The 19025-nt window shown below is 64.8% G+C and carries 22 protein-coding genes; 13 read left to right on the top strand and 9 right to left on the bottom strand.

Translation table 11 applies throughout. The features are described 5' to 3' along the window. Positions 1 to 3 precede the first annotated feature (3 nt). Together AC1RWL_RS24795 and AC1RWL_RS24790 are read right to left on the bottom strand one after the other, a co-directional pair. The gene (locus AC1RWL_RS24795; protein WP_493095913.1) at positions 4 to 516 is read right to left on the bottom strand and encodes an NUDIX hydrolase; all 513 of its coding nucleotides are present in this window, start codon (positions 514 to 516) and stop codon (positions 4 to 6) included. Positions 517 to 597: 81 nt separating this feature from the next. Further along, a complete protein-coding gene (locus AC1RWL_RS24790; protein WP_492649286.1) occupies positions 598 to 1392 on the bottom strand; it encodes a FadR/GntR family transcriptional regulator in 795 nt (264 codons plus the stop codon). 198 nt (positions 1393 to 1590) lie between these two features. Here AC1RWL_RS24790 and AC1RWL_RS24785 point away from each other — a divergent pair, with 198 nt between their 5' ends. After that, complete coding sequence (locus tag AC1RWL_RS24785; RefSeq protein WP_256118468.1) at positions 1591 to 2868, top strand: DUF3422 family protein; 1278 nt, start codon at positions 1591 to 1593, stop codon at positions 2866 to 2868. Position 2869: 1 nt separating this feature from the next. Here AC1RWL_RS24785 and AC1RWL_RS24780 read toward each other — a convergent pair whose 3' ends face one another. Both AC1RWL_RS24780 and AC1RWL_RS24775 read right to left on the bottom strand, forming a co-directional pair. After that, the gene (locus AC1RWL_RS24780; protein WP_493095807.1) at positions 2870 to 3376 is read right to left on the bottom strand and encodes a hypothetical protein; all 507 of its coding nucleotides are present in this window, start codon (positions 3374 to 3376) and stop codon (positions 2870 to 2872) included. Positions 3377 to 3435: 59 nt separating this feature from the next. Next, positions 3436 to 4332: a LysR family transcriptional regulator gene (locus AC1RWL_RS24775; protein WP_435268617.1), complete on the bottom strand. Its 897-nt coding sequence runs from the start codon at positions 4330 to 4332 to the stop codon at positions 3436 to 3438. A 106-nt stretch (positions 4333 to 4438) separates the two neighbouring features. Between AC1RWL_RS24775 and AC1RWL_RS24770 the strand changes: the two genes are divergently transcribed. From AC1RWL_RS24770 to AC1RWL_RS24750, 5 genes are read left to right on the top strand one after another with little or no spacing between them, the layout of a single operon-like run. Further along, positions 4439 to 5875: an FAD-linked oxidase C-terminal domain-containing protein gene (locus AC1RWL_RS24770; protein WP_493095806.1), complete on the top strand. Its 1437-nt coding sequence runs from the start codon at positions 4439 to 4441 to the stop codon at positions 5873 to 5875. Further along, on the top strand, positions 5872 to 7086 hold the full coding sequence (locus AC1RWL_RS24765; protein WP_493095805.1) for an FAD-binding protein: 1215 nt from the start codon (positions 5872 to 5874) through the stop codon (positions 7084 to 7086). Before AC1RWL_RS24770 ends, AC1RWL_RS24765 begins: the two co-directional genes overlap by 4 nt. After that, positions 7083 to 7508, top strand: coding sequence for a hypothetical protein (locus tag AC1RWL_RS24760; protein ID WP_493158506.1), 426 nt, complete (start codon positions 7083 to 7085; stop codon positions 7506 to 7508). Before AC1RWL_RS24765 ends, AC1RWL_RS24760 begins: the two co-directional genes overlap by 4 nt. Positions 7509 to 7519: 11 nt before the next feature. Further along, positions 7520 to 8818: a glycolate oxidase subunit GlcF gene (glcF, locus tag AC1RWL_RS24755; RefSeq protein WP_493095803.1), complete on the top strand. Its 1299-nt coding sequence runs from the start codon at positions 7520 to 7522 to the stop codon at positions 8816 to 8818. Between the two features lie 52 nt (positions 8819 to 8870). Next, positions 8871 to 9335 carry a hypothetical protein gene (locus AC1RWL_RS24750; protein ID WP_493095802.1) on the top strand — a complete coding sequence of 155 codons (465 nt, stop codon included), beginning with the start codon at positions 8871 to 8873 and terminating at the stop codon, positions 9333 to 9335. Positions 9336 to 9389: 54 nt separating this feature from the next. On the opposite strand, the gene AC1RWL_RS24745 is transcribed toward AC1RWL_RS24750, so the two are convergent. Both AC1RWL_RS24745 and AC1RWL_RS24740 read right to left on the bottom strand, forming a co-directional pair. Further along, positions 9390 to 10100 (bottom strand): L,D-transpeptidase, encoded by a 711-nt coding sequence (locus AC1RWL_RS24745; RefSeq protein WP_493095801.1) that lies wholly within the window; start codon positions 10098 to 10100, stop codon positions 9390 to 9392. Positions 10101 to 10299: 199 nt separating this feature from the next. After that, positions 10300 to 11043, bottom strand: a complete 744-nt coding sequence (locus AC1RWL_RS24740) for a L,D-transpeptidase (protein ID WP_493095800.1) — start codon at positions 11041 to 11043, stop codon at positions 10300 to 10302. A gap of 220 nt (positions 11044 to 11263) precedes the next feature. On the opposite strand from AC1RWL_RS24740, the gene AC1RWL_RS24735 reads away from it, so the two are divergent. Together AC1RWL_RS24735 and AC1RWL_RS24730 are read left to right on the top strand one after the other, a co-directional pair. After that, positions 11264 to 11893 carry a DNA-3-methyladenine glycosylase I gene (locus tag AC1RWL_RS24735; protein ID WP_493095799.1) on the top strand — a complete coding sequence of 210 codons (630 nt, stop codon included), beginning with the start codon at positions 11264 to 11266 and terminating at the stop codon, positions 11891 to 11893. Positions 11894 to 12051: 158 nt separating this feature from the next. Continuing rightward, positions 12052 to 12273 (top strand): hypothetical protein, encoded by a 222-nt coding sequence (locus AC1RWL_RS24730; RefSeq protein ID WP_256118479.1) that lies wholly within the window; start codon positions 12052 to 12054, stop codon positions 12271 to 12273. A 51-nt stretch (positions 12274 to 12324) separates the two neighbouring features. Here AC1RWL_RS24730 and copM read toward each other — a convergent pair whose 3' ends face one another. The 3 genes from copM to AC1RWL_RS24715 all read right to left on the bottom strand — a co-directional run bounded on the left by copM (position 12325) and on the right by AC1RWL_RS24715 (position 13557). Next, entirely contained in the window at positions 12325 to 12705 is a 381-nt protein-coding gene (copM, locus tag AC1RWL_RS24725) for a CopM family metallochaperone (RefSeq protein ID WP_493095798.1), read from the bottom strand. A gap of 69 nt (positions 12706 to 12774) precedes the next feature. Next, positions 12775 to 13095 (bottom strand): hypothetical protein, encoded by a 321-nt coding sequence (locus AC1RWL_RS24720; RefSeq protein ID WP_256118481.1) that lies wholly within the window; start codon positions 13093 to 13095, stop codon positions 12775 to 12777. Positions 13096 to 13134: 39 nt separating this feature from the next. Continuing rightward, complete coding sequence (locus AC1RWL_RS24715; RefSeq protein WP_493095797.1) at positions 13135 to 13557, bottom strand: hypothetical protein; 423 nt, start codon at positions 13555 to 13557, stop codon at positions 13135 to 13137. Positions 13558 to 13822: 265 nt separating this feature from the next. Here AC1RWL_RS24715 and AC1RWL_RS24710 point away from each other — a divergent pair, with 265 nt between their 5' ends. The 5 genes from AC1RWL_RS24710 to AC1RWL_RS24690 all read left to right on the top strand — a co-directional run bounded on the left by AC1RWL_RS24710 (position 13823) and on the right by AC1RWL_RS24690 (position 18968). Further along, positions 13823 to 14458 (top strand): helix-turn-helix domain-containing protein, encoded by a 636-nt coding sequence (locus AC1RWL_RS24710; protein ID WP_439616527.1) that lies wholly within the window; start codon positions 13823 to 13825, stop codon positions 14456 to 14458. A 114-nt stretch (positions 14459 to 14572) separates the two neighbouring features. Beyond that, entirely contained in the window at positions 14573 to 16168 is a 1596-nt protein-coding gene (gene hisS / locus AC1RWL_RS24705) for a histidine--tRNA ligase (protein WP_493095796.1), read from the top strand. 1 nt (position 16169) lies between these two features. Continuing rightward, on the top strand, positions 16170 to 17303 hold the full coding sequence (locus AC1RWL_RS24700; protein WP_493095795.1) for an ATP phosphoribosyltransferase regulatory subunit: 1134 nt from the start codon (positions 16170 to 16172) through the stop codon (positions 17301 to 17303). Next, on the top strand, positions 17300 to 17995 hold the full coding sequence (gene hisG / locus AC1RWL_RS24695) for an ATP phosphoribosyltransferase (protein ID WP_493095794.1): 696 nt from the start codon (positions 17300 to 17302) through the stop codon (positions 17993 to 17995). The genes AC1RWL_RS24700 and hisG overlap by 4 nt, the downstream gene beginning before the upstream one ends. Before the next feature lie 265 nt (positions 17996 to 18260). Then, positions 18261 to 18968 (top strand): glutathione binding-like protein, encoded by a 708-nt coding sequence (locus AC1RWL_RS24690; RefSeq protein ID WP_493095793.1) that lies wholly within the window; start codon positions 18261 to 18263, stop codon positions 18966 to 18968. Positions 18969 to 19025 lie beyond the last annotated feature (57 nt).

The following is a 19025-nucleotide window of genomic DNA, read 5'->3' as shown; positions in this document are numbered from 1 at the left end:
GGATCAGGCGCCCGTCGTGCCGTTTTTCGGCTTGGGCGCGAGCTCGGCGAGCATCTTTTCCTCGAAGGCGAGGAGGAGGCTCTTCAGGCCCGGTTCCTGCACGCGGTTTGCCGCTTCCGTGCAATCGACCCATTCGGCGCGCCGCTCGCCCTTTTCCGGAAAATTCTTGCAGATGTCATCGACGGCGAGCGCGAAGACGCGCACCCGGCAATCGACCTTCAGGCCTTCGGGAAGGCCTTTCATATAGTGGTAGCTGCCGATCGGCTCCTCGCCGATCTTGCCCTTCACGCCGGCCTCTTCCCAGGCCTCGCGCGCGGCTGCTCCGGCGGCGCTCTTGCCGTCCATCGGCCAGCCCTTGGGGATAACCCACCGACCGGTGTCGCGGCTGGTGATGAGAAGAACCTCGACGCCCGAACGCTTCTTCTTCACGCGGTAGCACAGCGCACCATATTGCTCCCGGGCGGGCCGACGGAACATGAGATGGACGTCGCTGACGATGCGGTCGAGAATGTTCAAGGTCTTCCTGATTCCTTTCATGGGGAACGGCTCATTGAGTCGTTATATTCTATCATGCTTGCGCGAGATTTACGGCGCAAGTCAGGCTTGTGGGGATTGGCCTCGCTTTTGCATGCGAAGTTGTGAGATCCTTTGCCATTCGCCGCTGCGTTCGGCATCGCGGATTGCGACAGCAATATAGTCCATATGCGCCTGTGCGGCATTTCTTGCTGCATTTCCGTCACCCGCCATGATGGCCGCGTAGATCGCCTCGTGCTGGGCGAGCAGCTGCCCGCGTGCCTCTTCGGACGAGAAAACGAGATGACGGTGGAAAAAGATCCCTTGCGCCAGCAGCCGGTAGCAGGCGCGCAGCGTGTGCAGCAGCACGATATTGTGCGCGGCCTCGCCGATGGCGTTGTGCAGTTCGACATCGGTTTCAAGCTCGGCATCGAAGGAGCCGGTTGCGTGCGCCGCGCGCATCGCCTCCATGATGCGCGTCAGCATCTGCCGGTCGTAGGCGGTGGCGCGGCGGGCGGCGAGTTCGGCGGTGATGCCTTCGAGTTCGCGACGATACTCGATATAGTCCTCCGTCGCCCGCTGGTGGCGGGCGATGAGATCGACGACGGGACGCGAAAAGACCTGGCCGATAATATCGGCCACATAGGTGCCGCCGCCGTGCTGGCTGATGAGCAGCCCGCGGTTCTCCAACTCCTTCAGCGCCTCGCGCAGGATCGGCCGCGACACGTCCAGCCGCTTGGAAAGCTCCCGCTCGCCGGGCAGCCGGTCGCCGTCGCGCAGGATGCCTTCGAGCAGCAACAACTCGATCTGCCGCACGACCTCGTCGGCGGTGCGGCTGTGGCTGATGCGGGCGAAAAGGTCGAAGGCGGTGTCGGTCACGGCCGCGATAGTATCAACGCGGCCGGAAACTGGTCAACAATCTTGTCCAGTCCAAAGCAATTCCAGGAAAAGTGGGAACCGGTTTTCCGTCCGGAATTGCGCAACGCTTGAGTCTTCAGCCTGCGTCAATGCGTCCTATCTCTCGGCCCCTGACATTTGTTAAGAAAGAACTGTTGCACATGAGGGGACGGTGCAGACATGGCAAATGGCAGCTTCGCCTTTCCGCAGGCGACCGCGCGTGCGCAGGCGCTCGGGGAAATTCACGCAAGACCATACGCGCTGGTGCCGGTGCCGCGCGTCATCTTCCAGCTCGCCTTCCTGACGGAGGGCGGCTCGGCGGTCGATCATGCCGTGATGGCGGAGCTTTCGCGTTCGCGCGGCATCTCGCCGCCGGGGCGCGATTCCAGCCACCATGCGCTGAGCTGGGGGCAGGGCACGCTGCGCTGGGAGCGGCACACGGAATTCTCGACCTATTTCTGGGATGGCCCGGTGCCGGACAAGTTCGGCGCCGAGGTGGCGGTGCATCCGTTCGGCGACAGCTTTTCGCCGCCCGGCACGCTGATCTCCGGCATCCGGCTGGAAATCCGGCCTGATTCGCCGGAAACGAGAGAGGCCATTGCCAGCTTCGATCCGACGAGCCTCTGTTATAGCGAGATCAAGAACGGCCAGGCGATGATCCTGACCGACTTCCGCCAGAACGGCGACGGGCTGACGCAGATCCTCGTCATCGACCGCGGCATGAACGAGGCCGGGCGCGGCGCGGTCGTGCAGCGCCTGCTCGACATCGAGACCTATCGCACGCTCGCCATGATGGGCCTGCCGCTCGCCCAGTCGCTCTCGCCGGACATCCGCCGCATCGAGGACGGGCTGACCGGCATCACCAATGCCATGAAGCAGCACGCCCGCGACAAGGCGGACGAACTGCTCACCGAGATCACCCGCCTTGCCGCCGAACTGGAAGCAAACGCCGCCCTCAGCCTCTACCGTTTCGGCGCCAGCCGCGCCTATTACGGCATCGTACAGGAGCGCATCCGCACGCTGGCCGAAACCGCAGTGCCCGGCTACGAAACGCTCGGCTTCTTCCTGGAACGCCGGCTCGCGCCCGCGATGCGCACCTGTCAGTCCGTCGAGGAGCGGCAGGCGAACCTGTCGCGCAAACTTGCCCGCGCCACCGCACTGCTCAGAAGCTGGATCGACGTCGAGCTGGAACAGCTCAACACGACGCTTCTCAACTCCATGGACCGCCGCGCGAAATTGCAGCTCCGCCTGCAGCAGACCGTCGAAGGCCTGTCGGTCGCGGCGATCTCCTATTATGTCGTGGGGCTGTTCGGCTACGTGGCGAAGGCGGCGCATGGGCTCGGCGTGCCGGTAAAGCCGGAAACGCTGACCGGCATCGCGGTGCCCTTCGTCATCGTCGGCATGTGGCTGCTGGTTCGCGCCATCCGGCATAAACATGCCGAAGAGGACAAGCACTAGCTCAGGTGGAGAGGTCGCACTGGTAGCGCGGTGCGCCCTCGATCACGGCAAAGCCGGTGTCCCAGCCGAAACCGGAATCATCCTGGGCCGCGAGTTTCTTCTGTGCCGCAATGCCGCGTTCTTTGAAAGCGGCCTCAGCTTCCTTCAGCGCCTCCGTCGGGAAGATCACGGCCTGGTAGCTGAAGCCGCTCGCGAGTTCGGTGATATAGATCTCGATCTCCTTGACTGGCACGCCGCGCCAGGTGCCATCCACCACAGGTAGCGTCACCTGGAGATATTCGTTGTCGGGCTTGACGGTCGGGGCGCCGAAGACCGCCTCGTAACCGGCCGGAAGCGCGATCTCACCCTCCTTGCGGGCGAAGGCGTAGCTCGATTGGAGCAGGGCGCCGAGCGCATCGCTATAGTCGCAGGCATCGTCGAAACCATCGAGCAGCGGATCGAGCGGTTGGGCAAATGCCGCCGTCGGAAGCATCAGTCCCAATAGGATCACCGTCGTCCTGCCGATCATCGCGCGCCCTCCGCTTGAGACCGCAGCCTAGCGCAAGGTCTTTGCCGCGCCAATTGCCCTCAGCGCTCCCAATAGGGCAGGGGGCCGTAGAGATCCGCGAGATAATCGATGAACAGCCGCACCTTGACCGGCAGGAACTGCCGGCTCGGATAGACCGCCGAGAGCACGACGTTGCGCGAGCCCTCATAGTCTGGCAGCACCTGTTTCAGCTCGCCGCTCTTCAGCGCCAGCCCGACATCCCAGGTGGAGCGCAGCGCGACGCCGAGGCCCGAAAACACCGCCTCGCGCACCACCTCGCTGGAATTGGTGTAGAGCGGCCCCTGCGGGCGATAGTTGACGCTGCCCTCCGGTCCCTCCAGCCGCCAGACATCCTGCGTATGCGGCGGCAGGCAGATATGGTTGTTCAGGTCTTCGAGCGAGGTCGGCATGCCGTGGCGGGCGATGTAATCCGGCGAGGCGCAGAGAACGCGCCGGACCGAGGCCAGCCTGCGCGCGACGAGCGAGGAATCCGACAATTCGCCGATGCGGATCGCCAGGTCGAACCCGCCGCCGACAATGTCGGAAAAATCGTCGGTCAGCATCAGGTTGACGATGAGCTCCGGATAGGTGTCCATGAAGCCCTTGAGATTGGGCGCGATATGCATGCGGCCGAAGGAGGTGGGCGCGGAAATGCGGAGCGTGCCGCGCACGGCGCCGGAGCGGCCGGAGACGAAGGCTTCCGCCTCCTCGATGCCGGCAAGGATGCCGACGATGCGATCATAAAAACCCTGGCCGGCTTCCGTCAGCGAAATCTGCCGCGTGGTGCGCTGGAAGAGCCTCGTGCCGAGGCGTTCTTCCAGTCTTTTCACACGCTTGGAGACCACGGCCGGCGACAGTCCCAAGGCCCGCCCCGCGGCCGACATGCTGCCCATTGCAATGACGCGGGAGAAGATTTCGAGGTCGCCGAGATTGGTCATTCCATCGCATTCCATTGTTGCCGAAGCGGAGAAAATGCTTAGCATTTGCGCCTTGCAATAGGAAGTGGTAAAGAAAACAGACCACTTGACGTAAAGGGGGTGAAGCATGGATCAGATCGGGTTTCTGGAGCCGCGGCCGGCGGTGATTGCCCGCCGCCGGGAGATCGTCGCCGATCTGCTCGATCTGCTGCCGCCGGGCTGCCTGGTGCACGAGCAGCGCGAGCTCGTGCCTTTCGAGACGGATGCCTTCGTTTCCTATCGCCGCCTGCCGCTCGCCGTTGCGCTGCCGGAAACGACGGCGCAGGTCGCCGCCGTGCTGAAATACTGCAACCGTTACGGCGTTCCCGTCGTGCCGCGCGGTGCAGGCACCTCGCTCTCCGGCGGCGCGATCCCGCAGGAGGACGCGGTCGTCATCGGCCTTTCCAAGATGTCGCGTATTCTGGAGGTCGATTACGCCAACCGCACGGCGACCGTGCAGGCCGGCGTCACCAATCTCAACATTTCCGATGCCGTCTCCGCCGACGGTTATTTCTACGCGCCCGATCCGAGTTCGCAGCTCGCCTGCACGATCGGCGGCAATATCGGCATGAATTCCGGCGGTGCGCACTGTCTGAAATATGGCGTCACCACCAACAACCTGCTGGGCGTGAAACTCGTGCTGATCGACGGCACGATCGTCGATCTCGGCGGCAAGGGGCTCGATGCCGGCGGGCTCGATCTGCTCGGTCTCGTCTGCGGCGGCGAGGGCCAGCTCGGCATCGTCACCGAGGCGACGGTGCGGCTGATCGCCAAGCCCGAAGGCGCGCGCCCCGTGCTCTTCGGCTTCGACACATCGGAGGAGGCGGGCGCCTGCGTCGCCGACGTCATCGGCGCCGGCATCATCCCCGTCGCCATCGAGTTCATGGACAAGCCGGCGATCGAGATCTGCGAAGCCTTTGCGCATGCCGGCTATCCGATGGATGTCGAGGCGCTGTTGATCGTCGAGGTCGAGGGCTCCGAGGCGGAAATGGACGCGATGCTCGCCAGCATCATCGAAATCGCCGGCCGCCACGGCGTGAAGGTCGTCAAGGAAAGCCAGTCGGCGACGGAAGCGGCGCTGATCTGGAAGGGCCGCAAATCGGCCTTCGGCGCCACCGGCCGCATCGCCGACTATATCTGCATGGACGGCACCGTGCCGCTCGGCCAGCTGCCGCATGTGCTGCGCGGCACGGCGGAGATCGTCGCGAAATACGGGTTGCGCGTCGCCAATGTCTTCCACGCCGGCGATGGCAATATGCACCCGCTCATCCTCTTCAACGCCAACGACCCGGAGGATGCCGCGCGCGCGGAGGCTGCCGGCAACGATATCCTGCGGCTCTGCGTCGATGCCGGCGGGTGCCTGACCGGCGAACATGGTGTGGGCATCGAGAAGCGCGACCTGATGCGCCATCAATATGCCGAAGTCGACCTCGACCAGCAGATGGCCGTGCGCGCCGCCTTCGATGCGCAATGGCTGCTCAACCCGTCAAAAGTCTTCCCGCTCGAAGGGCGCCCCGCCGCATGACGCCGATCCACGAACCGCTCTCCGAAGAGGCCGCCGCCCGCCTCGTCCAGGTCGCCGCCCTGTCGCGGTCGTCGCTTGCCATCCGCGGCGGCGGCACGCGTGGCCTCTCCGCAGCACCCGATGGCGCCGACATCCTCTCCACCCGCGGCCTCACCGGCATCGTCGCCTATAACCCGGCCGAGATGACCATGACCGCCCGCGCCGGCACGCCGCTGGAAGTGGTGGAAGCGGCGCTTGCCGAAAACCGCCAGATGCTCGCCTTCGAACCCTGCGACCTGCGCGGTGCGCTGGGCTCCTCCGGCATCCCCACCATCGGCGGCGTCTTCGCCACCAATGCCTCCGGCCCGCGCCGTTTCGTGGCGGGTGCCGCGCGCGACAGCCTGCTCGGCGTGCGTTTCGTCAATGGCAAGGGCGAGGTGGTGAAGGCCGGCGGCCGGGTGATGAAGAACGTCACCGGCCTCGACCTCGCAAAGGTGCTCGCCGGCTCGCATGGTTCGCTGGCGCTCATGACGGAAGTTACCTTCCGCGTCCTGCCGGTGCCGGAAACCGCCGTCACCATCGTCATCTCCAACCTCAACGACGCCGAAGCTGTTGCGGCCATGGCGACCGCCATGTCGATGTCTGTTGAAGTTTCGGGCGCTGCCCACCTGCCGGAAAGCGTGCGCGGCCGTTTCGCCGGCGGCGTCCTGCCGGATGGCGCCGCGACCGTGCTCCGCCTCGAAGGCCTCGCTGCCTCCGTCGCCGTGCGCGCGGAAAAGCTGGCAGCAAGTATGGCCGGCTTCGGCCCCGTCGCGCGCCTCGATGCCGATTTCACCGCCCGCCTCTGGCGCGAAATCCGCGACGCCGCACCCTATGCCGACGGCACGCCGCGCCCGCTCTGGCGCGTCTCCGTCGCCCCCACCACCGGCCACCAGCTTGTCGCCGCACTTCGCCTCGAAACCGGCGTCGACGCCTATTACGACTGGCAGGGCGGCCTCGTCTGGCTGCGCATGGAAGCCGATCCCGAGGCCGCGCTGCTGCGCCGCTACGTCAAGGCCATCGGCGGCGGGCATGCGACGCTGCTGCGCGCCCGGCCGGAAGTGATGGCCGCGACGGAAACCTTCGAGCCGCAGGCCGATGCGGTCGCGGCACTCTCGGCGCGCGTCAAGGCGAGCTTCGATCCGGCCGGCCTCTACGTCTCTCCCTTGATCGACCGCAAACAGGGGGCATGAGGATGGGACGGCTGGCAGGCGATTCGATTGCGCGGCAGCAGAGGCGGACATGGAAGGAGCGCGTCAGGCAGGCGCGCGAGGACAAGGCCGCTTGGGGAGGCCTGCCGGCTGCGCCGCTCGCCGTGCTCGGCGCGTCGCGTCGCCAGATGGCGCTGCTCTGGTGGTTGTGCGGCGACACCGGCCCCTCGGCGACCGTGGGCGCGCGAGGGATGCCGCCTTTGACGCCGGATATGCGCGTCCTGATCAGGAAGGGCTATCTCAAGCTGGCGCGCCACGGCAGCTACATGCCCGCCAATCTCCTGCGGCGCGACAATGTGCTCACGATCACGCCGGCCGGGCAACAGGCGCTGGCGACCGCGCACGTCACCGAAGCCGAGAAGAACTACATCATCGCAGCCCGCAAGAACGGCATGCTGCGCTAGGGAGTATCGACGTGCAGACCAATTTCACCGCCGAGCAGCTGGCCGACCCGCATGTCGCGACGTCTGAGAAGATCCTGCGCAAATGCGTGCATTGCGGCTTCTGCACCGCCACCTGTCCCACCTATGTGACGCTCGGCAACGAACTCGATAGCCCGCGCGGCCGCATCTATCTCATCAAGGACATGCTGGAAAACGGCCGGCCGGCGGATGCGGAGGTGGTGACCCATATCGACCGCTGCCTCTCCTGCCTCGCCTGCACCACCACCTGTCCCTCCGGCGTCGATTACATGCACCTCGTCGATCATGCGCGCGTGCACATAGAGGAGACCTACAAGCGCCCATTCTGGAACCGCCTGACGCGCAACGTGCTCGCCGCCGTGCTGCCCTATCCGGGCCGTTTCCGCCTGGCGTTGAAGGCCGCCGCGCTCGGCCGGCCTTTCGCGGGCCTCCTCAAGCGCGTCAAGGTGCTGGAACCCTTCGGCGCAATGCTGGAACTGGCGCCACGCACCCTGCCGAAGGCTTCCGACAGCGCAAAGCCCGGCACGCACCCGGCGGCAGGCCCGCGCCGTGGCCGGGTGGCGATCCTGTCGGGCTGCGCCCAGCCGGTGTTGAAGCCGGAAATCAACGAGGCGACGATCCGCCTGCTGACCCGCCTCGGCGTCGAGGTCGTGGCGCCGGCGGGCGAGGTCTGCTGCGGTTCGCTGGTCCACCATATGGGCCGGGAGGCGCAGGCGCTGGAGGCCGCGCGGCGCAATGTCGACATCTGGCTCGGCGAGGTGGAGAAGGGCGGGCTCGATGCCATCATCATCACCGCGTCCGGCTGCGGCACGACGATCAAGGACTACGGCTTCATGCTGCGCCTCGACCCCGCCTATGCGGACAAGGCGGCGCGCGTCTCCGCGCTTGCCAAGGACGTCACGGAATATCTGTCGACCCTCGACCTGCCGCAACAGGAGGCGCGGGGGCTGACCGTCGCCTATCATTCCGCCTGCTCCATGCAGCACGGCCAGAAGATCACCATGGCGCCGAAGACGCTGCTGAAGAAGGCGGGCTTCGTGGTGCGCGATCCGGCCGAGGGGCACCTCTGCTGCGGCTCGGCCGGCACCTACAACATCCTCCAGTCGGAAATCTCCGCCAAGCTGAAGGCGCGCAAGGTGAAGAACATCGAGGCGACGAAGGCCGATCTCATCGCCACCGGCAACATCGGCTGCATCACGCAGATCGCGACCGGCACGCAGATCCCGATCCTGCACACGGTGGAATTGCTCGACTGGGCCTATGGCGGGAAAAAGCCGGCCGTGCTTTCCTGATCCTGTCACGCGCGAAACAGCCAATTTTTTGGTAAACGGCTAGAGCAGCGGCGTGCAAACCCGTCCGGAGATCGCCATGCGCCGCTTCCTGCTTTCGCTCACCGCCCTTGCGGCCCTGTCCTCGCCCGCCTTCGCCACCGGCGGCTTCAGCTGCGCGGTGAAGGACAAGAACCTTACGCTCGATGCGGAAGCCGGTTTCAGCTACAGCATCGGCGGCGGCCTCCTGAATTTTCGCGGCGCTGTCGAGCTGCCGAAGAAGCTTGCGCCGAAGGGGCTGGAGCGGGTGGCACTCACGCCGTCGCATCTGGCGCATGACTGGCTCTACGACGGCGAGCTCCGCCTTCTCCTGCACGCGGAAACCGAAGGCGACCTGCCGTTCGGCTCGGTCGATATCATCGTCAGGACGACGATGACGGATGACGAGACCACCTATGACGGCGACTACAAGCTGATCCTGCATAGGGCGGACGCCGACAGCGTCGAGCGCACCGGCAAGGTCTCCTGCTCGGTCGGCTGAAACGACGATGCCGGCGCGAGGCCGGCATCGAGGCGTTCAAATGGGGTGGCGAGATCAGCCGCCGAAGCCGAACAGGTTGCCGAAGAAATCGACGCCGCGGTCGTTGTAGCTGACGCTGCCCTGGCGGTTGCCGGGGCCGACGACGATGACCTTGGTGCCGATGTCGGCGCGGGCGTAGAGATGCTCCACGTCCTTGTTCATCATGCGGATGCAGCCGGAAGACATGTTCTGGCCGATCGTCCAGGGCTGGTTCGTGCCGTGGATGCGGAAGATCGTGTCGCGGCCGCCCTTGAAGAGGTAGAGCGCGCGTGCGCCGAGCGGGTTGTCCTCGCCGCCGGCCTGGGTGACGGGCAGGATGCGGCCCTTCTTGGCCTCGCGGCGTCGCATTTCGGCCGGCGGGGTCCAGCTCGGCCATTCGGCCTTGCGGCCGACCTTCACCACGCCCGACCAGCCGAAGCCGTCGCGGCCGACGCCGATGCCATAGCGTGTCGCCTTGTTGTTGCCCTCGACATAGTAGAGGAACTTGTTGTTGGTATCGACGATCACGGTGCCGCGCGCCTGGTCGGTGACGAAACGCACCTTGGTGCGCTTGAATTTCGCCGCGACCTGCTTCTTGCTCTGGTACTGCTGTACGAGCGTGACGTCCGACGTGGTCTCGACCTGGCCGCCTTGACGGGCGACAGGGAAGGCGCCCGCCGAGGTGGCCGGCATGATCGCCGTGGCCGCGACGGCGGCCGCCAGCAAGATCGATGCGTATTTCCGCATGGTGTATTCCCTCTCAATCCTCAATTCCGAGAGGCTAGCCGAGTCCTGACCGAATTCAAGCCAGCCCACGCGCAGTAAGACGATTGTGAAGGCGGATTTCTTCGGGTTGTTGCACGAAGTCTTGCCAGAAAAGCAAAGATCTCCGGCCGCGGGGCGACCGGAGATGCTCGATCGGCGTCTGTCTGTACGGTGGCTCGCCTCAGATCACGATGACCTTGGTGCCGACATTCACGCGCTCGTAGAGGTCGACGACGTCCTCGTTGCGCATGCGGATGCAGCCGGAGGAGACCGCGTAACCGATCGTCCAGGGCGCGTTGGTGCCGTGGATGCGGTAGAGCGTCGAGCCGAGATACATGGCGCGCGAGCCGAGCGGGTTTTCCGGGCCGCCCTCCATGAAGGCCGGCAGGTAGTGGCCCTTTTCCGCCTCGCGGGCGACCATCTCCTTCGGCGGCGTCCAGCTCGGCCATTCGGCCTTGCGGGTGATCGTGTGGGCGCCCGCCCATTCGAAGCCAGGCTTGCCGACGCCGACGCCGTAACGCCGCGCCTTGCCGTCGCCCATCACGAGATAGAGGAAGCGGTTGTTGGTATCGATAACGATGGTGCCCGCCTTGTGCTCACTCTCGTAGGAGACGACCTGCGGCAGGTACATCGGGTCGAACTTCGACTTGATCGGGTTCTTCGCATGCGTCGTCACCGAAGCCTGCTCGATGCGGGCGGCGCCATCGCGGCGGATGACGCGGCGCTGCTGCACCTTCTGGCGCTGGAGGATGCGGCGCGTGTTGACGGCGGGCTGCACGCCTTCGCCGGTAAGCTGCATCACCCAGGGCGCGGTGAGATCGGGGCTGATGACGATCGGCGGGCGGCTCATGTACCGGTCGTTCGCCTGCGCCACCGTGGTGGTGCACAAAAGGGTCGCTGCAAGAAGGGTTCGTATCAACAACATCGGACGTACTCGCTACTGATCGTCGCCGGGATGCGCCGCCACGATTGAAGGATGCGGCGCCGGTTCGGAAAGAATGCTTGCACTGTCCAATGAAGCGAATGGTAAACGGCCGTTCATTCAATATGCACGATGCCGATAAAGCTTTGAGTAGGGTTATTGCCGGCTTTCCAAATGTGGTTGATGAGTGGTAAACCGGAACAAAAAGGCAACGGAGACGGCGATGACGGCACGGGGACTTGTGGAAGGCGACGACGGGCGCGTGCGCTGTGCGTGGCACGGCAATCTGGAGGACTATCGCCGCTACCATGACGGCGAATGGGGCCATCCGGTCGTCAGCGACCTGCGCCTCTTCGAGAAGATCTGCCTCGAAGGCTTTCAGTCGGGCCTGTCCTGGCTCACCATCCTGCGCAAGCGCGAGGCCTTCCGCGCCGCCTTCGCCGGCTTCGATTTCGACAAGGTCGCGGCGTTCGGCGAGGAAGACATCGCCCGGTGCCTTGCCGATCCCGGCATCGTGCGCCACCGCGGCAAGATCGTCTCGACGATCAACAATGCGCGGCGCGCGCAGGCGCTGCGCGACGAGTTCGGCACGCTCGCCCGCTATTTCTGGAGTTTCGAGCCGGGACCGGAGGAGCGGCCGGCGCTGGTGGACTGGGAGACGATCGCCGCCAACCCGACGACGCCCACCTCCGTGCGCCTGTCAAAGGACCTGAAGAAACGCGGCTGGACTTTCGTCGGCCCGACGACGGTCTACGCCTTCATGCAGGCGATGGGCCTCGTCAACGACCATATTGAGGGATGTTTCTGCCGCGCTGAAGTGGAAGCGGAGAGGAAAGACCTTGAAAGGCCATAATTCCGGTATTGCCGTCACAAATATATCTTTGATTCTACAACGAATCATGTAGCTTATTATAAAGCGGCAAAATCATACATCGGTAGTCTGGGGTCGACGTGCGCGGGGGTAGTCGCGGCGTGCCGCTTTGTGCTGAATGATTTGGCATGAGGGGAAACATGACGCCAAACGCACCTGCATTCGATGAATCTCCACTTGAGGTCTGGGCCTGCGACAAGGCCCAGGAGATCATGCTCCGGGAAGGTTTTCGCCTCATCCGGTCGGCCCGCAACGGCAGCAACACCGAAATTCGCGAAACGAGCCTCCTGATGGCCCGTGTCATCGCGGCCTCGCTGGTCGAGGCCTCGGCGGCCCACCGGGCACAGCCGGCCGGCGAATAGACATCCGGAAGGCCCGCCGGGCAGCCGGCGGGCCTCCTCGTTTTGCCGTGGTTACTTAGCGTTCTGCGTCAGCCACTCCTGCATCATCTTGATCTCGCCTTCCTGGGCGGTGATGATGTCTTCCGCGACTTTGCGCATCCCTTCATCCTTGCCGTATTCCAGCTCGATCTTCGCCATGTCGATGGCGCCCTGGTGATGGGCGATCATGCCGCGCACGAAGTCCACATCGGCATTGCCGGTGAACTCGATGTCCATTTCCGCATGCATTTTCGCATTGGCCTCGACGAAGGCCTTGCTGGGCGCGCTCTGGTCGCCCTTGGGGCCGCTCATCGTCATGGCCTGATGGGCGGAATGGTCGGCCTCCTGGGCGAAAGCGGGCAGGGTGAAGGCGAGCGCCAGCGCTGCGCCGAAAAACAGGGTTTTTGCGTTCATTGTCTTTTCCAGTTCTGAAAACGGTTGATGGCCGGGCGCTGCGTGCCCGGTTGTTCACTCAAGCGTTGTTCAGGCCCGGGGAGGCGGATCGAGCGGGGGAAGCGCCAGGCCGGCAAGCTGCGGCGTGGCGGCCGATACGCGGCCCGAAATGTCGAGCGTGCGGTTCATCGGTTCCAGCCGCGCGGCCTCGATCGCGAAACAGGCGGAACAGGCAAGCGGATGGGCGGCGGGTTTCGCCTTGCCGTGCTCGCTGCCGCCGTCGTCTCCGGCCATCTGGTGCATCGCATGCATGCCGGCCGTTTGCCCGGCATTCAGCGTCGCCGCGACCACCGGCACCCAGCCGGAAAGAACGGCGCCCAGAATGGCGAAGACGAAGAGGATCTGTCTCATGCTCCGAGAGATAGGCGCTCGAAGCCGAAAAGAAAAGGGTCAGTTCAGCCTGCCGCGCCGATCCGGCACCGTCTCCATGCAGACGCGGGCGATGGCGAAGGTGCCTTGGATCGTGCCGTCGGAACCGTCGATCGTCTCCGACTGGCCGAAACAGAAGACCGGCCGATGCAGGCCCGGCCCCGGCCGGATGGTGGTCGCGAAGCTGAAGGTGGTGGAGGCGGTGGCAGCATCCTCCAGCGCCTGCAACACCTTCTGCCAGTCGGCCGGGTCGTAGAGATGGATGAGGTCCATGATGCCGCAGGGCGTGTTGGCGGTGCCGTGCAGGCTTGCCGCCTGCGGCCCCAGCCACACGAGGCCCGTTGCCAGTTCCGCGCTCCATTCCTCGCAGACGAAGAGATTTTCCAACTCGCGGGGATCGATACCGATGAACTGCGCCACGGAGGCGAGACGGTTGGATGTCATTGTCGATTTCAATGCCATTCGGTGGTGTCCGAGAGCGTTCGACCAACCCTGCCCGGCACGGTCGCGGCGCGTATTTATCAGCCATTTTCGGCTGTCGCCAATCGGTAAAAGTACGGGTTTACGTTCCCGCTTATCCAAGTACAGCTACCCAAGGTTAGCTGAGCTCAAAGGTAGCCGACATCGCGGGCGGCTGAAAGCGAGGCAACTGGTCGTTTACTCGACCACAGGGCGTGGAACTGATCTTTCTCACTCCGCAGGGTTGAATTTGCCCCATTTCGTCCTCACCACCGGCCATGACCTCGTCGACCAGCTCCGGGCCTACCGCCTCAAGGTCGGGCTGACGCAGGACGACATCGCCTGGAAACTCGGCTTTTCCCCCACCACCGTCTCGCGCTGGGAGCGCGGCGTCGCGGCACCCGACCTGCGCGCCACCGGCGCCATCGTCGATTTCCTGCGCCGCGCCGACGCGCAGACCGAACGGCGCCTCCTGAAGGCGATCCTGACGGCGCGCGACAGCCGCAACCTCTGGGAAGGCCGCGACATCCGCTATCTCGGCGGCTCGCAGCAAGAATATCGCGAGAGCCCGGAAATGCGCGCCGTCGTCGGCACCAGCATCCGCGGTTATCTCACCGGCCACTATCGCGATTGCCTGGAAGACAAGGCGCTGGTCGCCAGCCTCTATGCCCGCGAGATCGCCAGCATCCAGATCTATGGCGGCACCGCCCTCTCTACGACGTCGATCCCCGACGGCACCGTGCAGATGAAGCGGCTCTCCTTCCAGTCGGAGATGCGCGGCATCATCCGCGGCGATACCCATTCGGTGCTCATTCCTGCCACGGAAGCCCCGACCGCTTCCGCCGTCATCGTGCACAGCTGGGATACGCTGCTGCGGCGGCCTTGATACTGCGCCTTGATACTGGGCCGCGCTTATATCGGCCGTGATCTCGCCCTTGCCGCTGCCCGTCCAATCCGCTAGGGAAACCGCAACGGAAATACAGGAATTTCGGGTATCCCGATGAGCGAAAAGCAGAAAAAACCGCAGAAGCTGAAAGCCCGCCTGCCGCGTGGCTTCGTCGATCGTGATGCCGCGGATATCCGCGCCGTCAACGAAATGACCGCGAAGATCCGCGAGGTCTACGAGCATTACGGCTTCGATCCGGTGGAAACGCCGCTTTTCGAATATACCGACGCGCTCGGAAAGTTCCTGCCGGATGCCGACCGCCCGAACGAGGGCGTCTTCTCGCTGCAGGACGACGACGAGCAGTGGATGAGCCTGCGCTACGACCTGACGGCGCCGCTCGCCCGCCATGTCGCGGAAAACTTCAACGAGATCCAGCTTCCCTACCGCACCTATCGCGCCGGCTACGTCTTCCGCAACGAGAAGCCCGGCCCGGGCCGCTTCCGCCAGTTCATGCAGTTCGACGCCGATACGGTGGGCGCTGCCGGTGTGCAGGCGGATGCCGAGATGTGCATGATGATGGCCGACACGATGGAAGCCCTCGGCATCGCCCGCGGCGACTACGTCATCCGGGTGAACAACCGCAAGGTTCTGGACGGCGTGCTGGAAGCGATCGGGCTTGGCGGCGAGGACAAGGCGGGCGCCCGCCTGAACGTGCTGCGCGCCATCGACAAGCTCGACAAGTTCGGCCCCGAGGGCGTGCGACTTCTCCTCGGCCCTGGCCGAAAGGACGAGTCCGGGGATTACACAAAGGGTGCGGGACTGGATGCGACACAGATCGATATGGTCATGAGTTTCGTCTTCATGATGTCGTTACCTCGAGCTTTGCCAGAGGTTTCTGACGTCGATGTTGGTGGAACTGAGGTCGGGAAACCCGTCCCAATCGCCTACTCGCACGATGGTTTGATCAGAAATTTGCTTGGGATGTTCGGTCACAATGCGACCGCGAGTGATGGCATTAAAGAACTCGATTTGATTGCCCAGTTGGTTAAGGCAGCTGGGTATAATGATGGTCGCATCAGGATCGACCCTTCCGTCGTCCGCGGCCTCGAATATTACACCGGCCCCGTCTTCGAAGCCGAGTTGCAGTTCGCCGTCACCAACGAGAAGGGCGAAAAGGTCGTCTTCGGTTCGGTCGGCGGTGGCGGGCGGTATGATGGCCTCGTCTCGCGCTTCATGGGCCAGCCGGTGCCGGCGACGGGCTTTTCCATAGGGGTCTCGCGCCTGATGACGGCGCTGAAGAACCTCGGCAAGCTCGGCCAGAACGAAGTGGTCGCCCCCGTGCTCGTCACCGTTATGGACGGCGATATCGAGAGCATGGGCCGCTACCAGCGTTTCACGCAAGAACTGCGCAAAGCCGGCATCCGCGCCGAAATGTACCAGGGCAACTGGAAGAAGTTCGGCAACCAGCTAAAATATGCCGACCGCCGCGGCGCCCCCGTCGCGATCATCCAGGGCGGCGACGAACGCGCCGAAGGCCTCGTGCAGATCAAGGACTTGATCGAGGGCAAGCGCCTTTCCGGCGAGATCGAGGACAACACTTCCTGGCGCGAGGCCCGCGTGGCGCAGGTTTCCGTGCCGGAAGCCGAGCTCGTCGCAAAGGTCCGCGAAATTCTTGATGCGCAGGCCGAAGACCGGGCACGGGCTGGCTAAGATGCCTCTCGTCAACCTCCCCGCCTTCGCCCCCGACCTCATCGCCGATCTGGAAAAACTCGGCACGGAGCGCGTCGATACGCCGGTCATCCAGCCGGCCGAACCCTTCCTCGACATGGCGGGCGAGGATCTGCGGCGGCGCATCTTCATGACGGAGAGCGAGACGGGCAAGAGCCTGTGCCTGCGCCCCGAATTCACCATTCCCGTCTGCCTGCGCCACATCGAGACGGCGACCGGCACGCCGAAGCGCTACGCCTATCTCGGCGAAGTCTTCCGCCAGCGCCGCGAGGGCTCGAACGAGTTCTACCAGGCCGGCATCGAGGATCTCGGCGAGCAGGATGTCGCCCGCGCCGATGCGCGCGCCGTCTGCGATGCGCTTTCCGTGCTGAAGAGCCGCCTGCCGGGCGTCGGCCTTTCGGTCGTGCTCGGCGACCAGTCGGTGTTCGAGGCGGTCGTTGCCGCCTGCGGCCTGCCGGCCGGCTGGCAGAAGCGGCTGGTGCACGCCTTCGGCAACCAGGCGCAATTGCAGAAGCTGATGGCCGATCTGTCCGATCCCGCCCCCTCCGGCGTCTTCGGTCCCGAGGTCGAGCGCCTCGCCATTCTGGGAAAACTCGACGACGAGGCGACGCTGGTCGCCCATATCGACCAGACCATGGAAGCGACCGGCTACTCCACCAATGCCAGCCGCAGCCCGGCCGATATCGCAAGGCGGCTTCGCGAAAAAATGGAACTCGCCAACACGCGGCTCGACGAGCGCACGCTGGCGCTGCTGCGCGAATTCCTGGCCCTCGAACTCTGCCTTGCGGACGCGCCCCAGGCGCTCGCCGCCTTCGCACAAAAGGCCGGCCTTTCGCTCGGCGAGGCACTGGCCCGCTTCGAAAGCCGGGTTGCCGCACTGCGCGACATCGGCGTCGATCCGGCGACGATTACCTATCGCGCCGCCTTCGGCCGTCCGCTCGATTATTATACTGGCCTCGTCTTCGAAATCACGCCGGACGGCGACGCGCTGGTGCTCGCCGGCGGCGGCCGTTTCGACCGGCTGCTGACGCTGCTCGGCGCGAAGGAACGCATTCCGGCGGTGGGCTTCTCGCTCTGGCTCGACCGTATCGCGAGCGTGAAGGGAGCCGCCGCATGACCATCACCATCGGCCTGCCCTCCAAGGGCCGCATGAAGGAGGATTCCTCCGCCGTGCTTGCCCGCGCCGGCTTTTCCGTCGTCGCCGTCGGCAATGACCGCTCCTATCGCGGCCGCGTCGAAGGGCGCGACGATATCGAGATCGCCTTCCTGTCGGCCTCCGAAATCTCCCGCGAGATCGCCAACGGCACCGTCGATTTCGGCGTGACCGGCGAGGATCTCGTGCGCGAGGGGCTGGCGGAGGCGGATGCCCGCGTCGAATTCTGCGCCCGCCTCGGCTTCGGCCATGCGGATGTCGTGGTCGCCGTGCCGCAAATCTGGCTCGATGTCGATACCATGGCCGATCTCGGCGATGTCGCCGCGGATTTCCGCGCCCGCCACCGCCGCAGGCTCACCATCGCCACGAAATACTGGCGGCTGACCCAGCAGTTCTTCTCCGGCAACCACGGCATCCAGCTCTACCGCATCGTCGAAAGCCTCGGCGCCACGGAAGGCGCGCCGGCCTCCGGTTCCGCCGATATCATCGTCGACATTACCTCGACCGGCTCGACGCTCCACGCCAACCACCTGAAGATTCTCTCCGATGGCGTGATCCTGAAGTCCGAAGCCTGCCTCGTGCGCGCCCGCAAGCCGGAGCACGAGGGCAATGCGGTGGTGGCGGAAATCATCGAGGCTGTTCGCAAGGCGTTGTGAGGGGGCAGAATTGCCCCTCATCCGGCCTGCCGGCCACCTTCTCCCCGCAAGCGGGGAGAAGGAACCGGGCCGAAGCGCTTTGCCGGAACGCACGGTTGAATTGGAACGAAGCCGATGCAGCATGCCCCTTCGCCCCGCTTGCGGGGAGAAGGTCGCGGCAGCGGGATGAGGGGCGACCACTTGCTCCAACGGGAAATTTCCCGTCCCCACCCTGACATCGGCCGAGAGGCTGCCTATCTATGAGCTCCCATTCAAGGAGTCCTCCATGGCAGATCTGTCGTCCTTCCCCATCACCAAAAAGTGGCCCGCCAAGAACCCCGATATCATCCAGCTCTATTCGCTGCCGACGCCGAATGGCGTGAAGGTGTCGATCGCGCTGGAAGAGCTCGGCCTCGCCTATGAGCCGCATCGCATCGAGTTCGGTCCTGATGGCGTGAAGTCGCCGGAATTCATCTCGCTCAATCCCAATGGCCGCATACCGGCGATCATCGATCCGAACGGCCCTGGCGGCAAGCCGATCGGTCTTTTCGAATCGGGCGCCATCCTCGTCTACCTCGCGGAAAAGACGGGAAAACTGATCCCCGCCGATCCGGCGCTGCGCTACGAGACGCTGAGCTGGGTGATGTTCCAGATGAGCGGCGTTGGGCCGATGTTCGGCCAGTTCGGCCATTTCTACAAATTCGCCGCCGACAAGGTCGCCAACAATTCCTATCCGACGGAGCGCTACCGGGACGAATCGAAGCGCCTGCTCTCCGTGCTGGAAGACCGGCTGAAGGATCGTCCGTGGATCATGGGCGACGAATACACCATCGCCGACATCACGACCTATCCGTGGGTCCGCGGCGCGGACATTTTCTATGGCGGCCGCGAGGCGCTCGACTATGCGAGCTTCCCGGCGGTCGTGGACTGGGTCGAGCGCGCGTCGGCCCGCCCGGCTGCCCAGAAGGGCTTCGATATTCCGGCAAAAGCCTGACGCAAACGAAAAATCCGGCGGCGCGGCGACGAGTTGACGCCGCCCGCCGGAGCGCGC

The sequence above is a fragment of the Shinella sp. GW821-FHT10F02 genome (assembly GCF_058809275.1).
This window is presented reverse-complemented; position numbering and strand designations above follow the sequence as displayed.